Source organism: Pseudomonas costantinii, assembly GCF_001870435.1.
GTDB lineage: Bacteria > Pseudomonadota > Gammaproteobacteria > Pseudomonadales > Pseudomonadaceae > Aquipseudomonas > Aquipseudomonas costantinii.
On sequence record NZ_MDDR01000030.1, the window covers coordinates 53,230 to 76,753 of the forward strand.

The 23,524-nt window shown below is 59.0% G+C and carries 21 protein-coding genes and 1 pseudogene; 9 read left to right on the forward strand and 13 right to left on the reverse strand.

Annotated features, from left to right (window positions below):
• Nucleotides 1-152: 152 nt before the first annotated feature.
• The 4 genes from BFL40_RS14675 (at nucleotide 153) to BFL40_RS14690 (ending at nucleotide 3,868) form a co-directional block, all read left to right on the forward strand.
• On the forward strand, nucleotides 153-854 hold the full coding sequence (locus BFL40_RS14675; RefSeq protein WP_071484679.1) for a response regulator: 702 nt from the start codon (nucleotides 153-155) through the stop codon (nucleotides 852-854).
• A 3-nt stretch (nucleotides 855-857) separates the two neighbouring features.
• On the forward strand, nucleotides 858-2,162 hold the full coding sequence (locus BFL40_RS14680; RefSeq protein ID WP_071484680.1) for an ATP-binding protein: 1,305 nt from the start codon (nucleotides 858-860) through the stop codon (nucleotides 2,160-2,162).
• A gap of 58 nt (nucleotides 2,163-2,220) precedes the next feature.
• Nucleotides 2,221-2,991 (forward strand): class I SAM-dependent methyltransferase, encoded by a 771-nt coding sequence (locus BFL40_RS14685; RefSeq protein WP_071484681.1) that lies wholly within the window; start codon nucleotides 2,221-2,223, stop codon nucleotides 2,989-2,991.
• 91 nt (nucleotides 2,992-3,082) lie between these two features.
• Nucleotides 3,083-3,868, forward strand: a complete 786-nt coding sequence (locus BFL40_RS14690) for a sulfite exporter TauE/SafE family protein (protein WP_071484682.1) — start codon at nucleotides 3,083-3,085, stop codon at nucleotides 3,866-3,868.
• Nucleotides 3,869-4,200: 332 nt separating this feature from the next.
• On the opposite strand, the gene BFL40_RS14695 is transcribed toward BFL40_RS14690, so the two are convergent.
• Entirely contained in the window at nucleotides 4,201-5,445 is a 1,245-nt protein-coding gene (locus tag BFL40_RS14695) for an acyl-CoA dehydrogenase family protein (protein WP_071484683.1), read from the reverse strand.
• A gap of 268 nt (nucleotides 5,446-5,713) precedes the next feature.
• Here BFL40_RS14695 and sfnG point away from each other — a divergent pair, with 268 nt between their 5' ends.
• Nucleotides 5,714-6,799, forward strand: coding sequence for a dimethylsulfone monooxygenase SfnG (sfnG, locus tag BFL40_RS14700; RefSeq protein WP_071484684.1), 1,086 nt, complete (start codon nucleotides 5,714-5,716; stop codon nucleotides 6,797-6,799).
• 42 nt (nucleotides 6,800-6,841) lie between these two features.
• Here the strand turns inward: sfnG and BFL40_RS14705 are convergent, their stop codons facing one another.
• The gene (locus tag BFL40_RS14705) at nucleotides 6,842-8,008 is read right to left on the reverse strand and encodes a GNAT family N-acetyltransferase/peptidase C39 family protein (RefSeq protein ID WP_408003965.1); all 1,167 of its coding nucleotides are present in this window, start codon (nucleotides 8,006-8,008) and stop codon (nucleotides 6,842-6,844) included.
• 94 nt (nucleotides 8,009-8,102) lie between these two features.
• On the opposite strand from BFL40_RS14705, the gene BFL40_RS14710 reads away from it, so the two are divergent.
• Both BFL40_RS14710 and BFL40_RS14715 read left to right on the forward strand, forming a co-directional pair.
• Nucleotides 8,103-9,689, forward strand: coding sequence for a RimK family ATP-grasp domain-containing protein (locus BFL40_RS14710; RefSeq protein WP_071484685.1), 1,587 nt, complete (start codon nucleotides 8,103-8,105; stop codon nucleotides 9,687-9,689).
• 6 nt (nucleotides 9,690-9,695) lie between these two features.
• Entirely contained in the window at nucleotides 9,696-10,634 is a 939-nt protein-coding gene (locus tag BFL40_RS14715; RefSeq protein ID WP_071484686.1) for a magnesium transporter CorA family protein, read from the forward strand.
• A 261-nt stretch (nucleotides 10,635-10,895) separates the two neighbouring features.
• On the opposite strand, the gene map is transcribed toward BFL40_RS14715, so the two are convergent.
• Both map and BFL40_RS14725 read right to left on the reverse strand, forming a co-directional pair.
• Nucleotides 10,896-11,651: a type I methionyl aminopeptidase gene (gene map, locus BFL40_RS14720; protein ID WP_071484687.1), complete on the reverse strand. Its 756-nt coding sequence runs from the start codon at nucleotides 11,649-11,651 to the stop codon at nucleotides 10,896-10,898.
• Nucleotides 11,651-11,851, reverse strand: a complete 201-nt coding sequence (locus tag BFL40_RS14725) for a ParD-like family protein (RefSeq protein ID WP_025855286.1) — start codon at nucleotides 11,849-11,851, stop codon at nucleotides 11,651-11,653. The genes map and BFL40_RS14725 overlap by 1 nt, the downstream gene beginning before the upstream one ends.
• A gap of 272 nt (nucleotides 11,852-12,123) precedes the next feature.
• Here BFL40_RS14725 and ilvA point away from each other — a divergent pair.
• A pseudogene (gene ilvA, locus BFL40_RS14730) lies at nucleotides 12,124-13,146 on the forward strand (threonine ammonia-lyase, biosynthetic).
• A 264-nt stretch (nucleotides 13,147-13,410) separates the two neighbouring features.
• Nucleotides 13,411-13,680, forward strand: a complete 270-nt coding sequence (locus BFL40_RS14735; RefSeq protein WP_071484688.1) for a DUF1652 domain-containing protein — start codon at nucleotides 13,411-13,413, stop codon at nucleotides 13,678-13,680.
• Here the strand turns inward: BFL40_RS14735 and BFL40_RS14740 are convergent.
• The 9 genes from BFL40_RS14740 to BFL40_RS14780 all read right to left on the reverse strand — a co-directional run bounded on the left by BFL40_RS14740 (nucleotide 13,677) and on the right by BFL40_RS14780 (nucleotide 22,949).
• Entirely contained in the window at nucleotides 13,677-14,072 is a 396-nt protein-coding gene (locus BFL40_RS14740; RefSeq protein WP_071484689.1) for a hypothetical protein, read from the reverse strand. The two genes, BFL40_RS14735 and BFL40_RS14740, sit on opposite strands and share 4 nt — an antisense overlap.
• Before the next feature lie 78 nt (nucleotides 14,073-14,150).
• Nucleotides 14,151-14,420, reverse strand: a complete 270-nt coding sequence (locus BFL40_RS14745) for a DUF2790 domain-containing protein (protein ID WP_071484690.1) — start codon at nucleotides 14,418-14,420, stop codon at nucleotides 14,151-14,153.
• Between the two features lie 98 nt (nucleotides 14,421-14,518).
• A complete protein-coding gene (locus tag BFL40_RS14750) occupies nucleotides 14,519-15,457 on the reverse strand; it encodes a carbohydrate kinase family protein (protein ID WP_071484691.1) in 939 nt (312 codons plus the stop codon).
• Between the two features lie 12 nt (nucleotides 15,458-15,469).
• On the reverse strand, nucleotides 15,470-16,951 hold the full coding sequence (gene xylB / locus BFL40_RS14755) for a xylulokinase (RefSeq protein ID WP_071484692.1): 1,482 nt from the start codon (nucleotides 16,949-16,951) through the stop codon (nucleotides 15,470-15,472).
• Between the two features lie 76 nt (nucleotides 16,952-17,027).
• A complete protein-coding gene (locus BFL40_RS14760; RefSeq protein WP_071484693.1) occupies nucleotides 17,028-18,509 on the reverse strand; it encodes a mannitol dehydrogenase family protein in 1,482 nt (493 codons plus the stop codon).
• 16 nt (nucleotides 18,510-18,525) lie between these two features.
• Nucleotides 18,526-19,629, reverse strand: coding sequence for an ABC transporter ATP-binding protein (locus BFL40_RS14765; protein WP_071484694.1), 1,104 nt, complete (start codon nucleotides 19,627-19,629; stop codon nucleotides 18,526-18,528).
• Between the two features lie 32 nt (nucleotides 19,630-19,661).
• Nucleotides 19,662-20,492, reverse strand: a complete 831-nt coding sequence (locus BFL40_RS14770; RefSeq protein WP_016968929.1) for a carbohydrate ABC transporter permease — start codon at nucleotides 20,490-20,492, stop codon at nucleotides 19,662-19,664.
• 10 nt (nucleotides 20,493-20,502) lie between these two features.
• Nucleotides 20,503-21,429, reverse strand: coding sequence for a carbohydrate ABC transporter permease (locus BFL40_RS14775; RefSeq protein ID WP_071484695.1), 927 nt, complete (start codon nucleotides 21,427-21,429; stop codon nucleotides 20,503-20,505).
• A 209-nt stretch (nucleotides 21,430-21,638) separates the two neighbouring features.
• Nucleotides 21,639-22,949 carry an ABC transporter substrate-binding protein gene (locus BFL40_RS14780; RefSeq protein ID WP_071484696.1) on the reverse strand — a complete coding sequence of 437 codons (1,311 nt, stop codon included), beginning with the start codon at nucleotides 22,947-22,949 and terminating at the stop codon, nucleotides 21,639-21,641.
• Nucleotides 22,950-23,524: the final 575 nt, after the last annotated feature.

Below are 23,524 nucleotides of genomic sequence, written 5' to 3' on the forward strand. Positions count from 1 at the left end.
TGGCGCATCCTAATGTCACCGGCGCTTCGGTGCTGTGAAGCTGTGTAGGTCGTCTGTGAAGAAATGTAAGGTGCGGCGGCGCTCGGCGCCGGGGGCGTATATCCTTGCACAATCCTGCAACACACCGACAAACCGTTTTATCTGGAAACACCATGCCCAACATCCTTCTGGTGGAAGACGACGCCGCACTCTCCGAGCTGATTGCCAGCTACCTGGAACGCAATGGCTACCACGTCAGCGTGCTCAGCCGTGGCGACCACGTACGCGAACGCGCGCGCCTCAACCCGCCGGACCTGGTGATTCTCGACCTGATGCTGCCCGGCCTCGACGGCCTGCAAGTGTGCCGCTTGCTGCGCACTGATTCGGCGGGCCTGCCGATCCTGATGCTCACTGCGCGCGATGACAGCCACGACCAAGTGCTGGGCCTGGAAATGGGCGCCGACGATTACGTCACCAAGCCCTGCGAACCGCGGGTGTTGCTGGCGCGGGTGCGCACGTTATTGCGCCGTAGCAGCCTTTCCGAACCGCAGGCGGCGAATGACCAGATCGTGATGGGCAACCTGTGCATTGACCTGTCGGAACGCACCGTGACATGGCGCGAGCAGGCGGTGGAGCTGTCCAGCGGTGAATACAACCTGTTGGTGGTGCTGGCGCGGCACGCCGGTGAAGTGCTCAGCCGCGACCAGATCCTGCAACGCCTGCGCGGTATCGAGTTCAACGGCACCGACCGCTCGGTGGATGTGGCTATCTCCAAGCTGCGCCGCAAGTTTGACGACCATGCCGGCGAGGCGCGCAAGATCAAGACCGTGTGGGGCAAGGGTTACTTGTTCAGCCGCTCCGAGTGGGAATGCTGATTCATGTTTCGTGTACTGCTACGCCTCTACTTGATCACCATCGTCACCTACAGCGCAGCGATCTACCTGATCCCGAAGCTGGTGATCCAAGTGTTTGAACATCGCTACATGAACTACAACATTGAACAGACCCGCGGCCAGCAAAAGCTGATCGTCAAACAATACCTGCGAGCGCCGGTGGAGCGCTGGTCACAGGTCACCGAGCAACTGGGCCGTGACTTCGCACCGCTGAAAGTGCAACTGTTAGTACGCCAGGACGCAAGTTACACACCTGAAGAGGAAAAGCTGCTGGAGCAAGGCAAGCCGGTGGTCCGCCTGGGGGAGTGGGGCTGGATGGAGGAAATCAGCTCGCCGATCAATGCGCAATTCGTGGTCAAGCTGACGATCCCGCCGGACCCGCTGGACATGAACGTCCTGTATTGGGCGATAAACGTGCTGATCGTTGCGGCACTGCTGGCCTGCCTGCTGATCTGGCTGCGCCCACACTGGCGTGATCTGGAGCGCCTGAAAAGTACCGCCGCGCAACTGGGCAGGGGAAACCTGGGCGAGCGTACGCAGATTCCAGCCAGCTCCAACATCGGCAGTCTGGCCACGGTGTTCGACACCATGGCCGATGATATCGAACACCTGCTTAACCAGCAGCGTGACTTGCTCAATGCAGTCTCCCATGAACTACGCACGCCGCTCACGCGTCTGGATTTCGGCCTGGCGCTGGCGCTGTCCGAAGACTTGCCGCAAGCCAGTCGCGAGCGTTTGCAAAGCCTGGTCGCGCATATTCGTGAGCTGGATGAGTTGGTACTGGAGTTGCTGTCCTACAGCCGCCTGCAAAACCCGGCGCAGTTGCCGGAGCGAGTGGACGTGGTACTCGACGAATTTATCGACAGCGTGTTGGGCAGTGTCGATGATGAGCTGGAAAACCCTGAGATCGTGATTGATGTAGCACTCGACTGTGCTGTTGAGCGTTTCAGCCTTGATCCACGGCTCACCGCCCGCGCCTTGCAGAACCTGCTGCGTAACGCTACGCGCTACTGCGACAAGCGCATACAGGTGGGGGTCAACGTGTGTTCCGAGGGCTGTGAAATCTGGGTGGATGACGATGGCATCGGCATTCCTCTCGACCAGCGTGAGCGCATTTTCGAGCCGTTCTACCGCCTGGACCGCAGCCGTGATCGCGCCACCGGCGGCTTCGGCCTGGGCTTAGCCATCAGCCGGCGCGCGCTGGAAGCCCAAGGCGGCACCTTGACGGCGCTGGCGTCGCCATTGGGCGGCGCACGGTTTCGGGTGTGGTTGCCCAGTAAGGCCAATTAGAAAATCGTCAGGGAAGGGCGCACACTGTGCCCCCGCTTTACCCGAGGAGAAATTGGCAATGACTGGTGTTCACGCGTCTGCTCAACAAGGTTTCTCTACCCAGGCCGTCACCTACGCCCAAGGCCGGCCGGACTATCCACGACAACTCACCGGCTGGCTGACCGACGCGTTGCACATCGACGCGCAGTCGACGGTGATCGACCTGGGCGCCGGCACCGGAAAATTCACCCGTTTACTCAGCAGCCTGGCGCCGACGCTGATTGCCGTTGAGCCCGTGGAGGCGATGGGGGCACAGTTGACCAAACTGTTGCCGGATGTGCGCTTGATAAACGGCACGGCTGAATCCATCCCCCTGGCGTCCGCCAGTGCCGACGCGCTGGTGTGTGCCCAGGCGTTCCATTGGTTTTCCACCGAGGCCGCGCTGGCGGAGATCCACCGCGTACTCAAGCCCGAAGGGCGCTTGGGGCTGGTGTGGAATGTTCGGGATGAATCGGTGGGTTGGGTCGCGGCCATTACTGAAATCATCACGCCGTACGAAGGCGACACCCCGCGTTTTCATACCGGATTGTGGCGTGAGGCTTTCACCGGTCGGTACTTTTCCGAGCCTGAAGTGACCTGTTTTCCTTACAGTCATGTCGGCAGCCCTCAAGAAGTGATCATGGATCGCTTTCTCTCGGTGAGCTTTATTGCAGTTCTGCCGGCGGCGGAAAAAGCCACGGTGACTGCGCAATTGCGGACACTGATCGACACCCATCCCGACTTGCGCGGGCGTGAAACCGTCGCTTTCCCTTACCAGACCCAAGCCTATGTCTGTCATCGGCTGGCATAAAGTGAATAAGGTCAGACCATATTGATATAAGTCGTTATAAGAAAAATCGCTATCCTGCGGCCAGAAATTTATAAGGCCGCAGGTAGTTGTAATGGATGTGGGTAATGTTGGTTTTGTAGTGGCTGGCCTGATCGTTGGTTTTATCGTGGGCATGACCGGTGTCGGCGGGGGGTCTTTGATGACCCCGATCCTGTTGTGGTTCGGCATCAACCCGGCCACCGCCGTGGGCACCGACCTGTTGTATGCCGCCATCACTAAGTCCGGTGGGGTGCTGGTACACAGCAAGAATAAGAACATCGACTGGACCATCACCGGCTGGTTGACCCTGGGCAGTGTGCCCGCCGTTTTGCTGACCCTGTGGTTTCTTGCCAGCTTGCACACCGACCCCAGCGCCATGAACTCGGTGATCAAGCAGGCGCTCGGCGTTGTGTTGTTGTTGACCGCGTTGGCGATTCTGTTCAAGAAAAGCTTGTTGGCTTTTGCTCAGCGCCATGCGGGTGATGACTACCACATGAGCCCGCGTAATCTGAACGCACTCACGGTGGTGACCGGTGCGGTCCTGGGTACCATGGTTGCGTTGACTTCCATCGGCGCCGGGGCCCTCGGCACCGTGGCGCTGTTTATCCTGTACCCGTTCCTGGCCACCCGGCGGCTTGTGGGTACCGAGATTGCTCACGCGGTGCCCCTGACTCTGGTCGCGGGCCTGGGGCATGCCAGCATGGGTAATATGGATTGGCACTTGCTGGGCTTTTTGCTGATGGGCTCGCTGCCGGGGATTTACCTTGGCAGCCACATGACCGGCAAAGTTCCTGATGGTGTGTTGCGCCCTTGCTTGGCGGTTATGTTGATGACCATTGGCTACAAACTGGCGTTTTGATCTGTGGGAGCTGGTTGGTTTTGAGTACATATCCGTTGCTGCGGTGATGGCCTCTATTGGTTCCGCTTTTACAGCCAGCCCTTTCAAGGTCTTTAGATAGAACAGGCAATAAGTAACCGGTGGCGAGCCCGCTCGCCACAGGGACAGTGTTCGCCCTTAACTGGTTGGTATCAGCCAGATATGGCCAGTTTTTCAAAGACCTTGAAAGGGCTGGCTTTTACAGCGGGTTACTTTTGGGGCTTTTCCAAAGTGAGTCGCCGTAAGGGCGAAACCCTAAGCCGCCGTTACCCAAACAACGGATATGTACTCAGCGGCCCTGAAAAATCGACACCTCAAGAAGCCGCCTCACCCGGCCCATTCCCGATCAGCCACACAAACGGCGGCTCAGTGCCATTGATCACCCAATCGCCGACAATGCGTGCCTTGTAGATCACCGGGTTGTGGGACGACACGGTACGCGCATTGCGCCAATGCCGGTCGAGGGATTTACCCTGACGCACATCCGAAGCCCCCAGCGCATTAAACAGCTCGGTCGTCGCACGCTGGATCAATTCAGACACCACCACCTGCGCCGTCGCCGATTCAATCTCGGCGGCCACATTGGCTTCACGCTCCAATACCTCATCCCCTGCAAACCGTGCCAAATACGCCTGTTGCGCCGGTACGGCGGCCTTCAGCGCACTGGCCTCAGCGGCATACACCAGCGCTGCGACCTCACCGACTACCTGCTGAATCTGTGAATCCTGGCTGACATGCGCGGCATTGCCATGGCTGTAGATGCGCTTGCGAATGCGCACCTGATGGGCCACGTCGTTGAGCGCTGCGCGGCCAATCCCGGCCAGGCTTGCCAGCAGCACCAACTGGTAGAACGCCGTCTGGTATTTGAAACGGGTGGCGAAATCGATGACGTTCTGTGCCTCTACCACGGCGTCGGTAAAGCGCGTGGTGCCGCTGCCGGTGGTGCGCTGGCCAAAGCCGTCCCAGTCATCGCTTTGCACCACGCCGGGCTGGCGCGTGCGGGTAGCGGCGATCACATCGCCACCGGTGTCGCTGCGCTGGGCGAGCACGTCGATCCAGTCGGAGAAAAGGCTGCCGGTGCTGTAGAACTTCTCACCGTTGAGTGTCCAGTTATCGCCGTCGGGGCTGATCCGGGTACCTATATTGCCAATGGTCACGTCGCCGATTTCAGTCCAGGCGCAACCGACGATATCGCCGTCGACAAAACGCTTGAACCACAGATCTCGGCCGGCACTGGGTGGCGCATTCAGGCGGTCTTCGGCAAATGCAAAGTGCCCGCGCAGAGCCTGGGGCACGTTGGAGTCCGCAGTGGCCAACTCGATCAGCAGCTCAAACAACTGCGGCAAGGACGCGCCACCGCCACCGTATTCCACTGGTACCCGCACCGCGCCAAAGCCGGCTTCCTTCAGCCATCGGATCGGTTCATACGGCAGGGCGCGGGTTTGTTCGCGCTCAACCGCGCCGTCGGCGATGCGCTGGAAGATCAGCCGGAAACGTGCAGCCAGCGTGGGGTAGTCGACGCCGATCGACAGCGGGTTGATGACGTGTTGCTCGGTCATGGGGGCGGCTCCTGGGCAGTGAACTAATGGTTGGGCGGTTGCACAGTCCATGCCGGGTTTTATAGCCAGTGTTTGCGGGACAAGGGGTTAAGTCTGCTGTTGCTCCAGCAACAGCAAACCGACAAACCGGCGCAATCCGTGACATTTACGTCCACGTCTTTGATGCGCCTGTTTCTTAGCGCAGCGCCCATGTACCGGCACTTTGCCGGAGCCTGGCACGCTTGCTGCTCAAGCTATCGGTACATCCTTTTGAGCGAGGTACCATCCGATGAGTCAGCAAGCCGTGAAATTTGCCTATTGGGTACCCAACGTCAGCGGTGGGCTGGTGGTCAGCAAGATCGAACAACGTACCCATTGGGGCATCGACTACAACCGCAAACTGGCGCAGTTGGCCGAAGAGGCCGGCTTTGAGTACGGCCTCACGCAAATCCGCTTCACCGCAGGTTACGGTGCTGAGAACCAGCACGAGTCTGTGGCGTTCAGCCATGCGTTGCTGGCGGCGACTACCAAGCTGAAGGTCATCGCGGCGATCCTGCCAGGCCCGTGGCAACCGGCACTGGCAGCCAAGCAACTGGCGACTATCGACCAGCTCACCAACGGTCGTATCGCGGTGAATATCGTCAGCGGTTGGTTCAAGGGTGAGTTCCAGGCCATTGGCGAACATTGGCTGGAGCACGATGAGCGCTATCGTCGTTCCGAAGAGTTTATCCGCGCCCTGAAAGGTATCTGGAGCCAGGATGATTTCACCTTCAAAGGCGACTTCTACCGCTTCAACAACTACACCCTCAAGCCCAAGCCGCTGGGCCAGCCGGAAGTCTTCCAGGGCGGCAGCTCGCGGGCGGCGCGGGACATGGCGGCACGCGTGTCGGACTGGTACTTCACCAACGGCAACACCCCGGAAGGCATCAAGGCCCAGGTCGATGACATTCGCGCCAAGGCCGCGGCCAATAACCACTCGGTCAAAGTCGGCGTAAACGCCTTTGTGATCGCCCGCGACACCGAGGAAGAAGCCCGTGCGGTGCTGGCGGAAATCATCGACAAAGCCGACCCGGAAGCGGTCAACGCTTTTGGCGACGCGGCAAAACAGGCTGGCAAGGCCTCACCGGAAGGTGAGGGCAACTGGGCTAAGTCCAGCTTCGAAGACCTGGTGCAGTACAACGACGGCTTCAAGACCAATTTGATTGGCACCCCGCAACAGATTGCCGAGCGCATCGTCGCACTCAAGGCTGTGGGCGTGGACCTGGTGCTGGCGGGCTTCCTGCATTTCCAGGAAGAAGTCGAGTACTTCGGCAAACGCGTATTGCCGCTGGTGCGCGAGTTGGAGGCCAAGGCTCAGGTTAAAAAAGTCGCTTAATGACTGACTCCCGTAGCAGCTGCCGAGTGCAACGAGGCTGCGTCAAGGGCGCCGCGGGGTATCAGCGAAATCGCGGTGTGCCAACGCAGCCTCGCTGCGCTCGGCAGCTGCTACGGGGTGCAAAAAGAGCACAACCGCCGCCCGCAGCTTGTTGCTGCCAAAGCGGCACATTCGTTCGAACTCCCCATGGCTGACCGGCAGGTGCTGGCAGTCCAGGGGCTGGCGGTGCTGGCTGTGGTCCACATCCGGGTCGTGCAGGTAGACAAACTCATCGTCGCAGTCGGTAACCATCACCCAATGCGGCGACTTGGAGCGGGTAAGGCGGTAGCTGCTGATCAACACCAACGGCTGCCCACCATCGCGCAGTACCTGAGGCAAATCCAACGCGCCGCCGAGTACCTGCTCGACGTCGCTGCCTGCCAGCTCTTCCTCGAAGGCGTCGTGCACTAGGCGCATGACGTCCTTTTTATGTTGATCACGTACGCCATCGAGAAACAGTGGCCCGCGCACATTCACCTGCATGTGTACACGAAAGCCCCGACGCCAGGCCGCCAGCGCCAGTCCTTGGGGGCTGCAACCGCCATGGCCGGCGGTCATGAACACGGTGGTCGCTTCACGCCAGATTTGCAGTTCTTCTTGGCGTTGAGCCACACGATCCGGTACCAGTGCGCCCATGGCCATCAGCAGGCACGCGGCGCCACACGTGAAGTCGGTGGTCTGTTGGTAATACGGCACGCTCTGCGGGCGCGCGGCCTGGTGTTGGAGAATGCGTTTTTCCAGGCGCAGGGCGGCGGTGTGGTCTTCGTAGTAGTCGTTGATCAGGGCAAAACGTCGGTAGCCATTGCGCTCATAGAGGGCGAGGGCACCGGGGTTGTCGGTGCGTACTTCCAGGCGCAGGTAGGCGCAATCGTGCTCCACGGCGCAGGCCTCGATGCGGGCCAACAGCTGCTTGCCCAGGCCCGTGCCCCGTGCGTGTTCAGCGATGGCGATGGAGTACAGCCGGGCCAGCGAGGTGCCGCGATGGAACAGCACCAGCGCATAGCCGAGCAATTGCCCGTCATTTTCCGCCACCAGCAACTGGCCGTTGGCGCGGCTGACCATCCATTGAAAGCTGCGCGATGACAACCGGTCGGTGGTGAAACAGTGCTGTTCCAGTGCCACCAATTCAGGCACATCACAGGGTGTTGCAACGCGAAAGGAAAGAGCCATATGACCGCCGTAAAAGTTACGTAACGAAACGGGACTTCTCTAAAAGATCGTGCTTAATAGAAAAGGTCGAGTTCTCTAAAGCGGATCAAATATTATGTCGGCGGTACAAAGTCATTGGCGTGAAGTATCCGAGCAAACAGTCGCGGCGACAATAACTTCCAACGGTTATTTTTCAGCGAAGCCCCAAGGGTCCAGTCAAGTCGTGATTATTGTCGAGCGCAAGGAAGACTGGGCCTCCTACTTCCCCAGCGAAGACATCGTCACCGCCCAGGAGTACCTCGAGCAAACCCGCGAAAGCGAGACGGGCAAGCGTGTGCAGGTGATCAACCTGTGCCGCAGCTACAAGTACCTGGGGCACGGCTACTACTGCTCGCTGCTGGCCGAAGCGCGCGGTCACAAGGTGATTCCCTCCGTGCGTACCATCAGCGAACTGACTAAAAAGTCGTTGTATGGCCTGGCCTTGGATGACCTGGACAAAACCCTCGATAAAGCCTTGAGTCATCACCTTTACAGTAATACCGAAGGCTTTACCCTGACACTTTACTTTGGTCGAACTAATATCGAACCGTTGCAGGAGTTGGCCCGTCAGTTGTTTGAAACCTTCCCTTGCCCGATCTTGTTAGTTGAGTTTCGCAAGAATAACGGCTGGCACATCGAAGGCGTAAAGTCCGGCGTACTGCATAAGCTGCGCGATGACCAGGAAGACCAATTCGCCCACGCCCTCGACAACTTCAGCCGCAAGATCTGGCGTCAACCGCGCTCACGTCGACTGGCCCGTTACGACCTGGCAATCCTCCACGATCCCCAGGAGCAACTGCCACCGTCCAATGCGAAGGCTTTGGAAAATTTCGTACGGGTCGGCAAGGGCCTGGGCATCGATGTGGAGCTGATCGAGCGCAAGGATTACTCGCGGCTCGCCGAGTACGACGCCTTGCTGATCCGCGAGACCACCAGTGTCGACAACCACACCTACCGTTTCGCCAAGAAAGCCGAGAGCGAAGGGCTGGTAGTGATGGACGACCCGGCGTCGATCCTGCGTTGCACCAACAAGGTTTACCTCACCGACCTGCTCAACAGCCATCAACTGGGCATGCCCGCCACCGAAATTCTCTACAAGGAACGACCGGAAGATTTTGAGCGGGTGGGCGAGCGTCTGGGCTTTCCGTTGGTGTTGAAGATCCCTGACGGCTGTTTCTCTCGGGGCGTGATCAAGGTGGAAAGCCAGGAGGCTTTGCTCAAGGCTACCGCCGAACTGTTTGAGCATTCAGTGCTGTTGCTGGCCCAGGAATTTTTCTACACCGAGTACGACTGGCGCATTGGTGTACTCAACCGCAAGCCGATCTTTGCTTGCCAATACTTTATGTCCAAAGGGCATTGGCAGATCTACAACCACAAGGCCATCGGCCAGGACATCAACGGCGAATGCCGCACCCTGGCGGTCCACGAAGCGCCCAAGGCGGTGGTGGAGCTGGCGGTGAAAACCGCCAACCTGATCGGTGACGGCCTCTACGGTGTCGACCTAAAGCAATCAGGCGACAAGGTGGTGGTGATTGAGGTCAACGACAACCCGAATATGGATGCCGGTATCGAAGATGCCTACTTGCAGGACGATCTGTATGCCCTGGTGCTGGAGGAGTTTGTGCGGCGCCTGGAGTTGAAACGCCAGGGCCAGGTATGGTGAGGCGCGATGATCCAGCGCTTTGAATTGACTGGCGGGAAATTGCGCAGTGGGGAGGGTGATGATCTACCCATCATGCTGGTCAGTAGCCCCGACCTTACGGAACGCGAATGGCTGCGTGACCACCATAAACTCGACGAGCACGCCTTGGCCTCGGCGCTTGACCCGGATGAGGTCTCACGTATCGAGTTTCACCCTGACAACCTGTTCCTGATCTGGAAGCGGCCGGAGAATTATTCTGGCGGTGGCAACCTGGTGTTCGAAGTGTCGTCCTGCGGCCTGTTGTTTTCGCCAGACCGCCTGTTGGTGATTGCTACCGATGAAACCCCGTTGTCCGGGCTTGGCACACGGCGTCCGCTGCATACGCCACTGGATGTGTTGCTCGATCTGTTGCTCAATAACATCCACCACTATCTGGGCCACCTCAAGGTGATCAAGCTGGTTGCGCGGGAGTTGCAGCAACAGTTCAACGCGTCTATGAGCAACCGTCATCTGATGCAGATGTTCAGCCTCAGCGAAAGCTTGATCTATTACATTAACGCGCTGCACAGCAACGGCGCGGTGCTTTCGCGGTTGCGTAACCATGGTGAAAAGGAGCATTTCAGTGCTGAGGTTCTGGGGCTGATTGACGACCTGATTATCGAAAATCACCAGTGCTACAAACAGGCGGAGATTTATTCCAATGTGTTCTCTGGGTTGATCGATGCGCGTGGCAATTTGATGAACAACAGTATGAACAATCTGTTGCGTAAGTTGACGCTGATCAACGTGGTGTTTCTGCCGCTTAACTTGATTGCCAGTGTGGGTGGGATGTCGGAGTTCAGCATGATGACAGCGGGGACGCCGTGGTGGGTGTCGTATCCGCTGTTCCTGACGGCGATGGGGGTGGGAGGGGGGTTGATGGTGTTGGGGTTGAAGCGGATTGCGGGTGGTGCGAGTGTGATGTGAGCAGGGGGGGGGTATATCCGTTATTTCGGTAACGGCCGCTTATGGTTCCGCCCTTACGGCCAGCTCTTTCAAGGTCTTTGAAAAACTGGCCATATCTGGCTGATACCAACCAGTGAAGTGCGAACACTGTCCCTGTGGCGAGCGGGCTTGCCACCGGTTACTTATTGCCTGTTCTACCTAAAGACCTTGAAAGGGCGAAACCATAAGCCGTCGTTACCCCAACAACGGATATGTACCCAGCACCCCATCACCCACCACAGCCTAAGCGGTCGCTTGCAAGGTCAACACCTCAAACCCATCCGCCGTCACCGCGACGGTATGTTCCCATTGCGCCGACAAGCTGTTGTCCTTGGTCACCACCGTCCAGCCATCTTTCAAGCTGCGCACTTTAGAGCTGCCCTGGTTAAGCATCGGCTCAACGGTAAACACCATGCCCTCGCGCAATTCCATCCCGGTGCCAGGCCGCCCGAAGTGCAGAATCTGCGGTTCCTCATGCATCTGGCGCCCGATCCCATGGCCGCAATACTCTCGCACCACACTGTAGCCGTTGGCCTGCGCATGGCTCTGGATCGCATGCCCAATATCTCCCAGCCGCGCACCAGGCTTGACCACGCGAATGCCGGCCCACATCGCCTCAAAGGTTTTTTCTACAAGGCGCTGCGCTTTAGGTGCCACGCTACCGATCATGTACATCTTGCTGGAGTCAGCGATAAAGCCGCCTTTTTCCAGGGTAATGTCGATATTGATGATATCGCCGTCCTTGAGGACCTCCTTGGCGCTGGGCATGCCGTGGCACACCACCTCGTTGATCGAGGTGTTGATACAGAAGGGGTAGTCGTATTGCCCGAGGCTGGCCGGCCGGGCTTTCAGGTCGTTGCGGATGAAGGCTTCGACGGCGCTGTCCAGTTCCAGGGTGGAGCGGCCGGCGGTGACAAAACCATCGAGCATGGTGAACACTTGGGCCAGCAGACGCCCGGATTCACGCATCACAGCCAGTTGTGCGGCGGTCTTGATCATCAACTGCGCCCCCGGATCAGGTCGGGCTTGTCCAGCAACAGTTTGTTGATCAATTCGTTGTAAGGCAGGTTGGGATTGAGTTCGGCGAGCAGGCCGATCTTGATCCAGAACTCAGCCTGGGCGTTGATGGAGCGGTCCATGGCGGCGCTGGCCAGGCGAAGCTGTTCGTGCAATTGGTCGGTGATCTTGACGATGCCCATGATGTTCACTGTGAAGGGTTGATATACAAATCGTATATGTTTCGTATGTTCATCGTAAACCCTCGCAGGCTAAATGGCGGTTGGTCATTGACTTGCCCGGTAACCGCCGGTTAATTTCGTCACATGACATTTCAAGCCTTCCGCAGCCAGCCAAGCATTATTACCGCCATTCCTCATTTGGCGGGATAGCACACGGCTGCACCCAAACCCGCCCTAGAGGCGGGTTTTGTTTTTCCGTCTCTTGGGCCTTTTACAAAAGCCAGGAGACACCGATGAGCACTTGCCTCGTTCCCCACACCGTTGATTCGGGACTGCTTGAGCATTACGTGAAGAAGATCCTCGCGGCTCCAGTCTATGACCTGGCGGTGCGTACACCTTTGCAACTGGCGCCGGCGTTGTCGGCGTTGCTGGGCAACCAGGTGCTGCTCAAGCGCGAAGACCTGCAACCGACCTTTTCCTTCAAGATTCGTGGCGCCTACAACAAGCTGGTGCAGCTTACGGCCGAACAAAAAGCTCGGGGGGTGGTGACGGCGTCGGCGGGCAACCATGCGCAAGGCGTGGCGCTGGCGGCGCGGGAGTTGGGGATCAAGGCCAGTATCGTCATGCCGTGCAGCACGCCAGAGTTGAAGGTGTTGGGCGTACGCTCGCGTGGTGCTGAAGCGGTGCTGCAAGGTGAGAGTTTTCCGCTTGCCCTGGCCCATGCGCTGCAGTTGGCCGAAACGTCAGGCTGCACGTTTGTGTCGCCCTTCGATGACCCGGACGTGATTGCGGGCCAAGGCACCGTGGCGATGGAGGTTTTGCGTCAGCAGCAGGGGCCGCTGGATGCGATTTTTGTGCCGGTGGGGGGCGGTGGCCTGATCGCCGGGATCGCGGCCTACGTCAAATACCTAAGGCCTGAAGTGCGTATCGTCGGCGTTGAACCCGAAGGTTCCAGTTGCCTGTTGGCGGCCCTGCGCGCGGGCGAGCGGGTGGTGCTCCCCAGTGTGGACGGGTTTGCCGATGGCACGGCCGTGGCGTAGATCGGCGCCTACGGCTTTGAAATCTGCCGCGACTGGGTGGATGAAGTTATCACCGTCAGCAACGACGAGTTGTGCAGTGCTATCAAGTTAATCTACGACGATACGCGCTCCATCACCGAGCCTTCAGGTGCGCTGGCGGTAGCAGGTGTTTGCAAATACGTAGCGCAACAGGGCGTGCGTGGGCAGACATTGGTGGCGGTTAATTCCGGGGCCAATATCAACTTTGATAGTTTGCGATATGTTGCAGAAAGAGTCGCAGCGCAAGCTGCTGGTTAATCCGAGGCGCGAGGTTAAACGTTTAATCGTGGCGTTTCGGCGACGATCAAGCAGACAGTTTGTGAGCCGTTCAGAACCTATATAAGTATCGTCGCGACTTATGAGGAATGGTTACAACGAGGGTGGACTTTGCCGAGTAGGCTGGGTAATTGAAACGTCTTCCAGGGTCGGCAAGACGTGGCGGGCGAGTGTCCTGCCAGCAGTTGGGTGTTTTTTAAAACATCGAAAAATCCATTGGCAGTCTCATAAAAGGAGAGGTTGGCCATGCTTTCGGAATTAGAACTTCGCAGCATTATTGAAGGAAGTTTCCTGCCCAAACGGTGCGAATGTACCAAGGCCGAAGATGCTTCGCTGACGATCAAGGTCTACGACGACCGCGACCGTGACCGAGTGGACTTGGAGGTCAAAGGTATACACGCCGACAAACTCGACAGCAGTCGAGCCATTTGCAACCTGATCAGCGGGTTGCGTGAAGACCTCAAGCACACCCATGCACCTGCCCTGCAAAGAGCGGGAGGGCGAGCCTATTACTAGTTAGACGCCTGAGGTTGAGTTACCGAAGACTTGTGGGCCTGGATAAACGCCAGGCCCAGTACGGTTTCCGTCACCACCGCCAGCAGGATTCCAGGGCCTGCATTGCCATTGATCCATTCCCCGAACCCCAGCACAGCCAGCACAAGGCAACCGGTGATAAATCCGGTGGTCAGGGCGCGTCGAGTGTCGGAGGGCGGTGCGTGGCGGGCTCGATAAAACATGATGCCAATGGCCAGGAACAGCGCGGCGTTGCGGCGTGAGACCAGGCCTGTGGCGTTGGAGTACTCAACACTCCACATCCATAGCAGCAGGTCGGGGCGTAATCCCCAGATCAGTGCGAGGGCGAAGCAGAGCAGGGCGGTGAAGGTGGCGAGGGCGCGGAAACTCAGCATGGCGAATCCTTTCAGCCTTATGACAAGCCCGCGAGGATACTCCTATGTGCGCGGGCTTGCTTTCGTTCTTTCAACGGCTCAGTTCTGGAAATCGCAGGCTTCGGACATCTTCCGATAGCTCACGTCTTCCACTTTGCCGGCCTTATCCAGGAACTTGATATCGGCCTTGATGACTTTGCAGTCGTTGGTCTGGGTTTCGTTCATGGCCAGGACTTTGGCGATATTCATCGGCATGCCGTAGTGGTAGGGCACAGGTTTGACAGCGTCTTGTTGACTGTCGGCCTGGGCCAAACCTGATACCGCTGCCAGCGCCAGTGCGCCTCCCAGCATTAACGTACGCAGTTTCATGGTGGTGCTCCGCAAATGGATACGACTTCACTGTCGACTTGCGGGATTAACCATCGATTAATTTTTGCCTAACTGACAAAACCTTCATGAACGCGTGTTCAGCCCAACTGCTGGCGATACGGCAGGTCTGGCCCAGTCTTGCTACAGGTCAGGGCGGCAGCGCGGATGGCGAAGCCGAGCATGGCGTCGATCTGTGCACGCGTGAGGCGTTGCAGGCCTTCTACCGAGTCCAACTGCTGTTCAGTCAACCAGGCAATTAACGCGGCCTGGAAGGTATCACCTGCGCCGACCGTGTCCGCCATCACTACCTTGACTGCCGGTTGCGACCAACTGCCGTGTTGACGGCTGAATACCGTCGCGCCGTCGCCGCCACGGGTGAGGAACACCAGTTGGCAGCGGTGTTGCAGCCAGTCTTGCAGCACGCTTTCCGGCGACTGGCCGGGATAGAGCAAGTGCAAGTCTTCATCGCTGACTTTGATCAGGTCGGCATGCTTGACCAACTCGGCCACGCGGTCGCGCCACAATTGAATGTCCGGCTGAGGATTCAACCGCACATTAGGGTCAAGGCTGATCAGGCGCTTGCCGCTTTCGCGTTTGACCAACGTCAGCAGGGTGTCGCCGATGGGTTGTACCACCAGCGAGAACGAGCCGATATGTAGCCCACGAATGTCATCGCCCAGCGTTGGCAAGTGCGCGACCTCTAATTGACGGTCGGCGCAGCCTTCGCCGCGAAAGCTGTATTGCGGTGAGCCGTTGGCGCCCACGGCGACCATCGCCAAGGTAGTTGGCGCAGCGAACTCCACCAGGAATTGCTCATTCACGCCTTCGTCCTTGAGCACCTGCAACAAGCGTCGGCCAAGGAAGTCGGTGGACACGCCGCCGAACAATCCCGCCTCAATGCCCAGGCGGCGCAAACCCACCGCCACATTAAACGGTGAACCACCGGCAATCGCCTTGTAATTGACCTTGGAAGCCTGCCCGCTGGCATCCTCCTCGCTGAAAAAATCAAACAGCGCTTCACCGCACACCAGATACATAGTCGTTCGCTCTTAAAGGTTTGCCACGAGCTGCTGATAGCGCTCGTAGGCGTGTTGATAGGCGCTCACACTGTCGGCCACCGGCAGCGTGCGGCTGGCGGGGTCGACGCTTACGCATTTGTCACACAGGCTGGCCAGGGACTCGCCGGACTGGCTCCACGCCGCCTGGATCGCCGCGCCCAGGGCCGCGGCTTCGCTTTGTTCGGTGCAGATCACTTCGGTGTTCATGATATCGGCGACCATCTGCCGCCACACCGGGCTTTTCGAGCCGCCGCCGATCAGGCGGATACTTTGGCTTTGCAGGCCGGTCTCGCGTAGCAGGTCCAAGCCATAACGCAAGCCGAAGGTGGTGCCTTCGACTACCGCGCGGCACAGGTTGGCGCGGGTCAGATTGGTCATGGTCAGGCCATGCAGGCTGCCGGTGGCGTGGGGCAGGGCGGGCACGCGCTCACCGTTGAGGAACGGCAGCATGCTGACGCCGTCAGCGCCAATCGGTGCTTCGGTGACCAGGGCGTTAAATGCCGCCAGGTCCAGGTCGAACAGCTCGCGGATTACTCCGGTGGCGTTGGTCAGGTTCATGGTGCAGATCAATGGCAACCACCCGCCGCTGGAGGAGCAAAAGGTCGCGACTGACGCCTGGGGGCTGACATTCGGCTGATCGGCAAAGGCGTAGACAGTGCCCGATGAGCCGAGGCTCATGGTGATCACGCCGGGGGCAATATTGCCGGTGCCGATGGCGCCCATCATATTGTCGCCGCCGCCGCTTGCGACGATCGCGTTGGGGTTGATGCCCAGGCGTTCGGCGATGGCTGGGAGGATGCTGCCGACGCTTTGATCGGCTTCGATCAGTTCGGGCAACGCTGCTTCCAGGCGACCGCTGGGGTCGATGTGCGAGAGCAGCGCCACATCCCATTCACGCGTGCGTACGTTGAAGTAGCCGGTGCCCGAGGCATCGCCATACTCCGCGACGGCGCGGCCGGTGAGCCAGTAATTGAGATAGTCGTGGGGCAGCAGGGTATGGGCAATGCGCGCGAACACATCCGGATGTTGCTCGCGGGTCCACAGCAGCTTGGACACGGTGTAGCCCGGAGCGATGGCTACGCCAAGGCGTTCCAACGAACCACTTTCGCCGCCCAGATGTTGCAACAGGCGCTCGTTTTCGGGGGCGGTTTCGGTGTCACACCACAGCTTGGCGGGGCGTAGCACCTGGCCTTGGTCGTCCAGCAGAACCAGGCCGTGTTGCTGGCCGGAGACACCGATGCCGAGGATGTCCTGGCCGTCCACCCCGGCTTGTTGTAACGCGCGATGGGTGGCTTCGGTAAAGGCGTCCAGCCATTCCTGGGTATGCTGCTCTCGACGGCCATTGGCGCCGCTGATCAGCGTGTGCGCGGCGGCGCCCAGGCCCAGGACCTTGCCGCTGGTGGCGTCGAGGACGATGGCCTTGGTGCCTTGAGTGCCGCAGTCGATGCCGAGAAACAGGTTTTGCTGGGTCATGATGGTGTGCTCAGCAGTATTATTTTTGGATTGAACTGCGATCAATGTAGGAGCTGGCTTGCCAGCTCCCACATGCTTAAGCCGGTTGCTTCAGGAGGTGTTGCAGTGTTGCTGTGACGCCGTTGTCGCGCAGGCTCACATAGCACCGCTCGAAAGCTGCCACAAATTCAGGCGAGTTGGGAATAGCCCTACCAAAAATCTCTTCCACCCCCAGCAGGCGTTTACTGATCAGCGCCTCATCACTCACCAACCCCTGGCAAAAATCCGCCCGTGGGTCCGGTATCTTGTAGCGCTCGCCATTCTCATCCACACCCTTCAAATACAAGGCCCACGCTGCAACCACCAATGCTGCTCGCTCGGTCTCACGCCCATCGGCAATCAATCGATTGATGGTGGGTACGGTGAACTTGGGAAACTTTGACGAACCATCCGAGCACACCCGTTCCAACTGATCGGCAATGGCCTGGTTGGAAAAGCGGTCCACCAACGTCTGCTTATATGCCGTCAGGTCGATGCCCGGCACCGGTGCCAGGTTGGGCGTGACGTCCAGGTCCATGTAGGCGCGCATGTAGGCGACAAACACCGGGTCGTTCATGGTGTCGTGGACAAACCGATAACCCTTGAGAAAGCCCAGATAGGTGAGGGCCAGATGGCTGCCATTGAGCAGGCCGATCTTCATTTCTTCATAAGGCGTTACGTCGTCGGTGAACTGCACACCGACCTTTTCCCAGGCCGGGCGACCGTTGACGAACTTGTCTTCCAGAACCCACTGCACAAACGGCTCACAGACCACCGGCCATGCATCGTCAATGCCGTGTTCGTCGTGTAATTGCAGGCGGTGGGCGGTGCTGGTCATTGGGGTGATACGGTCGACCATGGCATTCGGGAAGCTCACGTTGGCCTCTATCCAATCATGCAGCTCAGCATTGTGCAGCGCGGCGAACGCCAGCAGCGCTTTGCGCGTGACGGCGCCGTTGTGCGGCAGGTTATCGCAGGACATCACGGTAAACGCAGGTGTGCCGGCGGCACGACGTTGGGTCAGTGCAGCGCAGATAAAACCGAACACGGTTTTCGGTGTGCCGGGGTGCGCCAGGTCATGCTGGATCTGCGGCAGGTGGGCCATGAACTCGCCGTTGCTGTCGTCGATGCAGTAGCCGCCTTCGGTGATGGTCAGCGACACAATACGAATCTGCGGGCTGGCCAACTTGTCGATCAAGGCCTGGGCGCTGTCTTCGGCCAGCAACATGTCGCTGATCGAACCGATCACGCGCACTTCGGTGTCGTCGGTGTCACCCAGCTCAAACAGGGTGAACAAGTAGTCTTGGCTGGCCAGGTCATCTCGGGCCTTGCGGTCCTCGGCGCGCAGGCCAACGCCGCAGATGCTCCAGTCGAGGCCCTCGCCGGTATTCATCAGCGCATCGGTGTAATACGCCTGGTGTGCGCGGTGGAAACCGCCGACGCCGATATGGGCGATGCCCTGGCGTGTGTCGGCAATGGCGTAGGCCGGCAGTTGCACTTGCGGCGCCAATTGGGTGAGGTTCTGTTTATTCAGTTTCATCACAAATCTCGCGAAATCAGGCGGCAGCGCGCAGTGGTCGGGCCACGGCCACGCCGTCGGTGTCGAACAGATGGCAGTGCGTTGGGTCCAGGTGCAGGTGCAGCGTCTCGCCGTATTGGCTGGCCATATCGCCGCGAATCCGCAGGGTCAGCGGCTCGCCGTTGGCGGTGATGACGTGGCAGAAGGTGTCGCTGCCCAGGCGCTCGCCGACGTCGGCGGTGACGGTCAGGGTGGTTTGCCCGGGGGAGGCGAGCTCCAGGTGTTCCGGGCGAATGCCCAGCGTCACTTCGCTACCCACGTTCAAGGTGGCGCTGCTCAATGGCAAAGCGATGGTGGTGCCGGCGTCCAGTTGCACTTCACAGGCGTGGGATTCAAGGCGTGTGATCTTGCCCTTGAGGAAGCCCATCTTCGGCGTACCGAGGAAGCCCGCGACAAACAGGTTGGCTGGCTGGTGGTACAGCTCCAGCGGCGAGCCGACTTGCTCAACGCGGCCACTGTTCAGCACCACCACCTTGTCGGCCAGGGTCATGGCTTCAACCTGGTCGTGAGTCACGTAGATCATGGTGGCTTGCAGTTCTTTATGCAGGCGCGACAGTTCCAGGCGCATTTGCACACGCAAGGCAGCGTCGAGGTTGGACAGCGGTTCATCGAACAGAAAGATCTTTGGGTTGCGCACAATGGCGCGGCCGATGGCTACGCGCTGACGCTGGCCGCCGGAGAGTTGCTTGGGCTTGCGCTCCAGCAACGGACCCAGCTCGAGGATGCGCGCCGCTTCGCTGACCTTGCTTTCCACCAGCTTCTTGTCGACACCGGCCAGGTCCAGGGCAAACGACATGTTCTTGCGCACGCTCATGTGCGGGTACAGGGCGTAAGTCTGGAACACCATCGCCAGGTCACGCTTGGCTGGGGTCACTTCGGTGATGTCGCGGCCGTCGAGTTCGATGGTGCCTTCGGTGACTTCTTCAAGGCCGGCGATCAGGCGCAATAGGGTGGATTTGCCGCAGCCCGACGGACCGACGAACACCACGAACTCTTTGTCGTTCACTTCAAGGTCGATGCCCTTGATGATCGAGAAACCTTCGAAGCCTTTTTGCAGATTTTTGATTTTCAGGTTGGCCATGATGGGCCCTCCGTATTGAATTTATGAGGCCGTTATTTCACGGCGCCGAAGGACAAACCGCGCACCAGCTGTTTCTGGCTGATCCAGCCAAAGATCAAAATCGGCGCGCAGGCCAGGGTTGAGACGGCCGACAATTTGGCCCAGAACAAACCTTCGGGACTGGAGTAGGAGGCGATCAGCGCGGTCAGCGGCGCGGCGTTGGACGAGGTCAGGTTCAGCGACCAGAACGCCTCGTTCCAGCACAGGATCAACGACAGCAACACCGTGGACGCCAGGCCACCCTTGGCAATCGGCAGCAGCACCCGGACCATTTCCTGCCACAAGGTGGCGCCATCCAGGCGGGCGGCTTCGAGGATGTCCTTGGGGATGTCCTTGAAGTAGGTGTAAACCATCCAGACCACGATCGGCAGGTTGATCAGGGTGTAGATGATGATCAGCGCGATGCGCGTGTCCAGCAGGCCAAAGCTCTTGGCCAGCAAGTAGATCGGCATCAGTACGCCCACCGGCGGCAGCATCTTGGTGGAGAGCATCCACAACAAGGTGCCTTTGGTGCGCTGGGTTTCGTAGAACGCCATGGAGTAGGCGGCCGGGACCGAGATCAGCAGGCACAGGGCGGTGGCGCTGAACGAAATCACCACCGAGTTCCAGGCGTAGGCGAAGTAATTGCTGCGCTCGTTGATGTGCAGGTAGTTCTCCAGCGTCGGCGTGAAGATGAACTGCGGCGGTGTGGCGAACGCATCGATTTCAGTTTTGAAGCTGGTCAGCACCATCCAGAAGATCGGGAAGAAAATCAGGATCGCGATGGCCCAGGCCAATGTGCCGAGCAACAGGCTTTGCAGGCGGCGGGATTGTTGAAGCGTCATGGCGCGGCCCTCAAGGCTTGTCAGTCAGGTTTTTGCCGATCATCCGCACCAGGATGATCGCCGCGATATTGGCGATGACCACGGCAATCAAGCCGCCGGCCGAGGCCATGCCCACGTCGAACTGCACCAGCGCCTGGTTGTAGATCAGGTAGGCGAGGTTGGTCGAGGCGTAGCCCGGGCCACCGTTGGTGGTGGTGAAGATTTCGGCAAAGACGGAGAGCAGGAAAATCGTTTCGATCATCACCACCACGGCAATCGGACGGGCCAGGTGGGGCAGGGTCAGGTGCCAGAAAATCGCGATGGCGCCGGCACCGTCCAGGCGTGCGGCTTCCTTCTGTTCCTGGTCGAGGGACTGCATGGCGGTCATCAGCAACAGGATCGCGAAGGGTAGCCATTGCCACGACACGATGATGATGATCGACAGCAACGGGTAATGCGCCAGCCAGTCCACCGGCTCTGCGCCGAACAGTTTCCACACGGCGGCGAGAATCCCTGACACCGGGTGGAAAATCAGGTTCTTCCAGATCAGCGCACCGACGGTGGGCATGATGAAGAATGGTGAGATCAGCATCACCCGCACCACGCCGCGACCGAAGAACTCACTGGACTCCAGCAGGGCACTGATCAATACGCCGAACACCACGCTGATCAACAGCACGCTGCCCACCAGAAGCAAGGTATTGGTGGCGCCGGGCAGGAAGCCCGAGTCGGTGATGAAGTAGGTGAAGTTCTCCAGCCCCACGAATTGGTTTTCGCCGGGGTAGAGCAGGTTGTAGCGGATCAGCGAAAAGTACAGCGTCATGCCCAACGGCACGATCATCCACAGCAGCAGCAGGGCGACCGAGGGGCTGACGAGGAACCAGCCGGGGTTGGCCAGGCGGCTTTTGCGCGGCGTTTGCGGGACAGTGGTTTGCACTTGGGCAGTGGAAGTATTCATGGTGTTCAGAACCAGTCAGATGCATACAGAATCTGCGTCGAAGCGCGGTCGATGTGGGAGCTGGCTTGTGTGGGAGCTGGCTTGCCTGCGATGGCATCAACTCGGCTTAACTGACAGACCGAGGTGTCTGCATCGCAGGCAAGCCAGCTCCCACCTGGAAGCAACTTCCACATGACACGGGCTCCCACATTTATTGCGGTGAGCCTGGATTATTTGGGATAACCCGCCCGCTTCATTTCGCGCTCGGTGGTGGTCTGTGCCTGTTTGAGCGCATCGTCGACAGACGTTTGACCGGTCAACGCACCCGAGAAGAACTTGCCGACCTGGGTACCAATCGCCTGGAATTCAGGGATGGTCACCAACTGGATGCCGATGTAGGGCACCGGCTTGAGGGTCGGCTTGGTCGGATCGGCGACTTTCAGCGATTCCAGGGTCACCTTGGCGAACGGTGCCGCCTTCATGTATTCGTCGCTGTAGGTCGACTTGCGCGTGCCTGGTGGTACGTTGGCGACGCCATCAGTTTTGGCGACCAGTGCGCTGTATTCCTTGGACGTAGCCCAGGCGCTGAAGGTTTTGGCGGCATCCTTGGCCTTGGAGCTGGTTGGGATCGCCAGGGACCAGGAATACAGCCACGATGTACCCTTGTCGGTCTTCTCGTGAGGGGCAAAGGTAAAGCCGACATGGTCAGCCACCTTGCTTTGGGTCTTGTCGGTGACAAACGAGCCGGCCACGCTGGCGTCGACCCAGATTGCGCACTTGCCGCTGTTGAACAGCGCCAGGTTTTCGTTGAAACCGTTGCTGGAAGCACCCGGCGGGCCGGATTTCTTCATGTTGTCGACGTAGAAGGTCAGCGCATCCTTCCACTCAGGGCCGTTAAATTCCGGTTGCCATTTCTCATCGAACCAGCGCGCACCGTAGCCGTTGGCCAAGGTAGTGATCAGCGCCATGTTCTCACCCCAACCGGCTTTGCCGCGCAGGCACAGGCCGTATTGCTCTTTGGTCTTGTCGGTGAGTTTTGCCGCGTATTCGCCGATCTGGGTCCAGGTCGGGTGCTCGGGCATGCTCAGCCCGGCGTCCTTGAACAGGTCGGTGCGGTAATAGGTGATCGAGCTTTCGGCGTAGAACGGCAGGGCGTAGAGCGAGCCTTTGACAGACAGGCCGTCACGCACCGAAGGGAATACATCGTCGAGGTCGTAGGACGCCGGCAGGTCTTTCATCGGTTCCAGCCAGCCCTTGGCACCCCAGAGTGCGGCTTCGTACATGCCGATGGTCAGCACGTCGAACTGTCCGCCTTGGGTAGCGATATCGGTGGTCAGGCGTTGGCGCAGTACGTTTTCTTCGAGCACCACCCAGTTCAGCTTGATCTCCGGGTGCTCGGTCTCGAAGGTTTTCGAGAGCTTTTGCATGCGGATCATGTCGCTGTTATTGACGGTGGCAATGGTCAGGGTTTGCGCGCCAAGGCTGACGGCGCTGAGGGTCATGCAGCTACAGGCGAGCAGTGCTTTTACTGGGAACTTCATCGCGCACTCCATTTCTGCGCCCGGGGGCTACAGAAGGACAGTTATTGTTGTTGTGTCTTCCCACGGGGAGTCAGGAAGAGTGTGCGTTGATTACAGGCTTTAAATGGGGTTGTGACAAATCCTTGGGAGCACTTGGACTGATACTTTTTTGCACTGGGGGTTTTGAGGGTGGGGCGGGTGGTTGGGTACATATCCGTTGGTTAGGTAACGGCTTAAATGGGTTTCGCTCTTACAGCGACTCACTTTTGAACAGCGCAAAAGTAAGCAAAACGCTCTTGCCCCACCACTCGGCACCTCGCTGTGGCTCGGTGTGCCCGCACGCAGTCTTGAATCCGTGGGCCGCCGCGATGGGCCATCCCTGGCCCAGCGCGGCTAACCCGGCGTCCTGCCGGGTTACCCACGGATTCAAGCCTGCGTGCGGCCATCGTGGTTAATGGGGCGCCTGAGATCAAGATCACAAGCAGATCAAAAGCAGAGCACGGCGGCCTGAAAGCCGACCTGAGTGGTGTGAAGCAAAAGCCAGATCAAGAGCAGAGTGATATCTATCTGGTGAATGGAGATCCAAATGTGGGCTT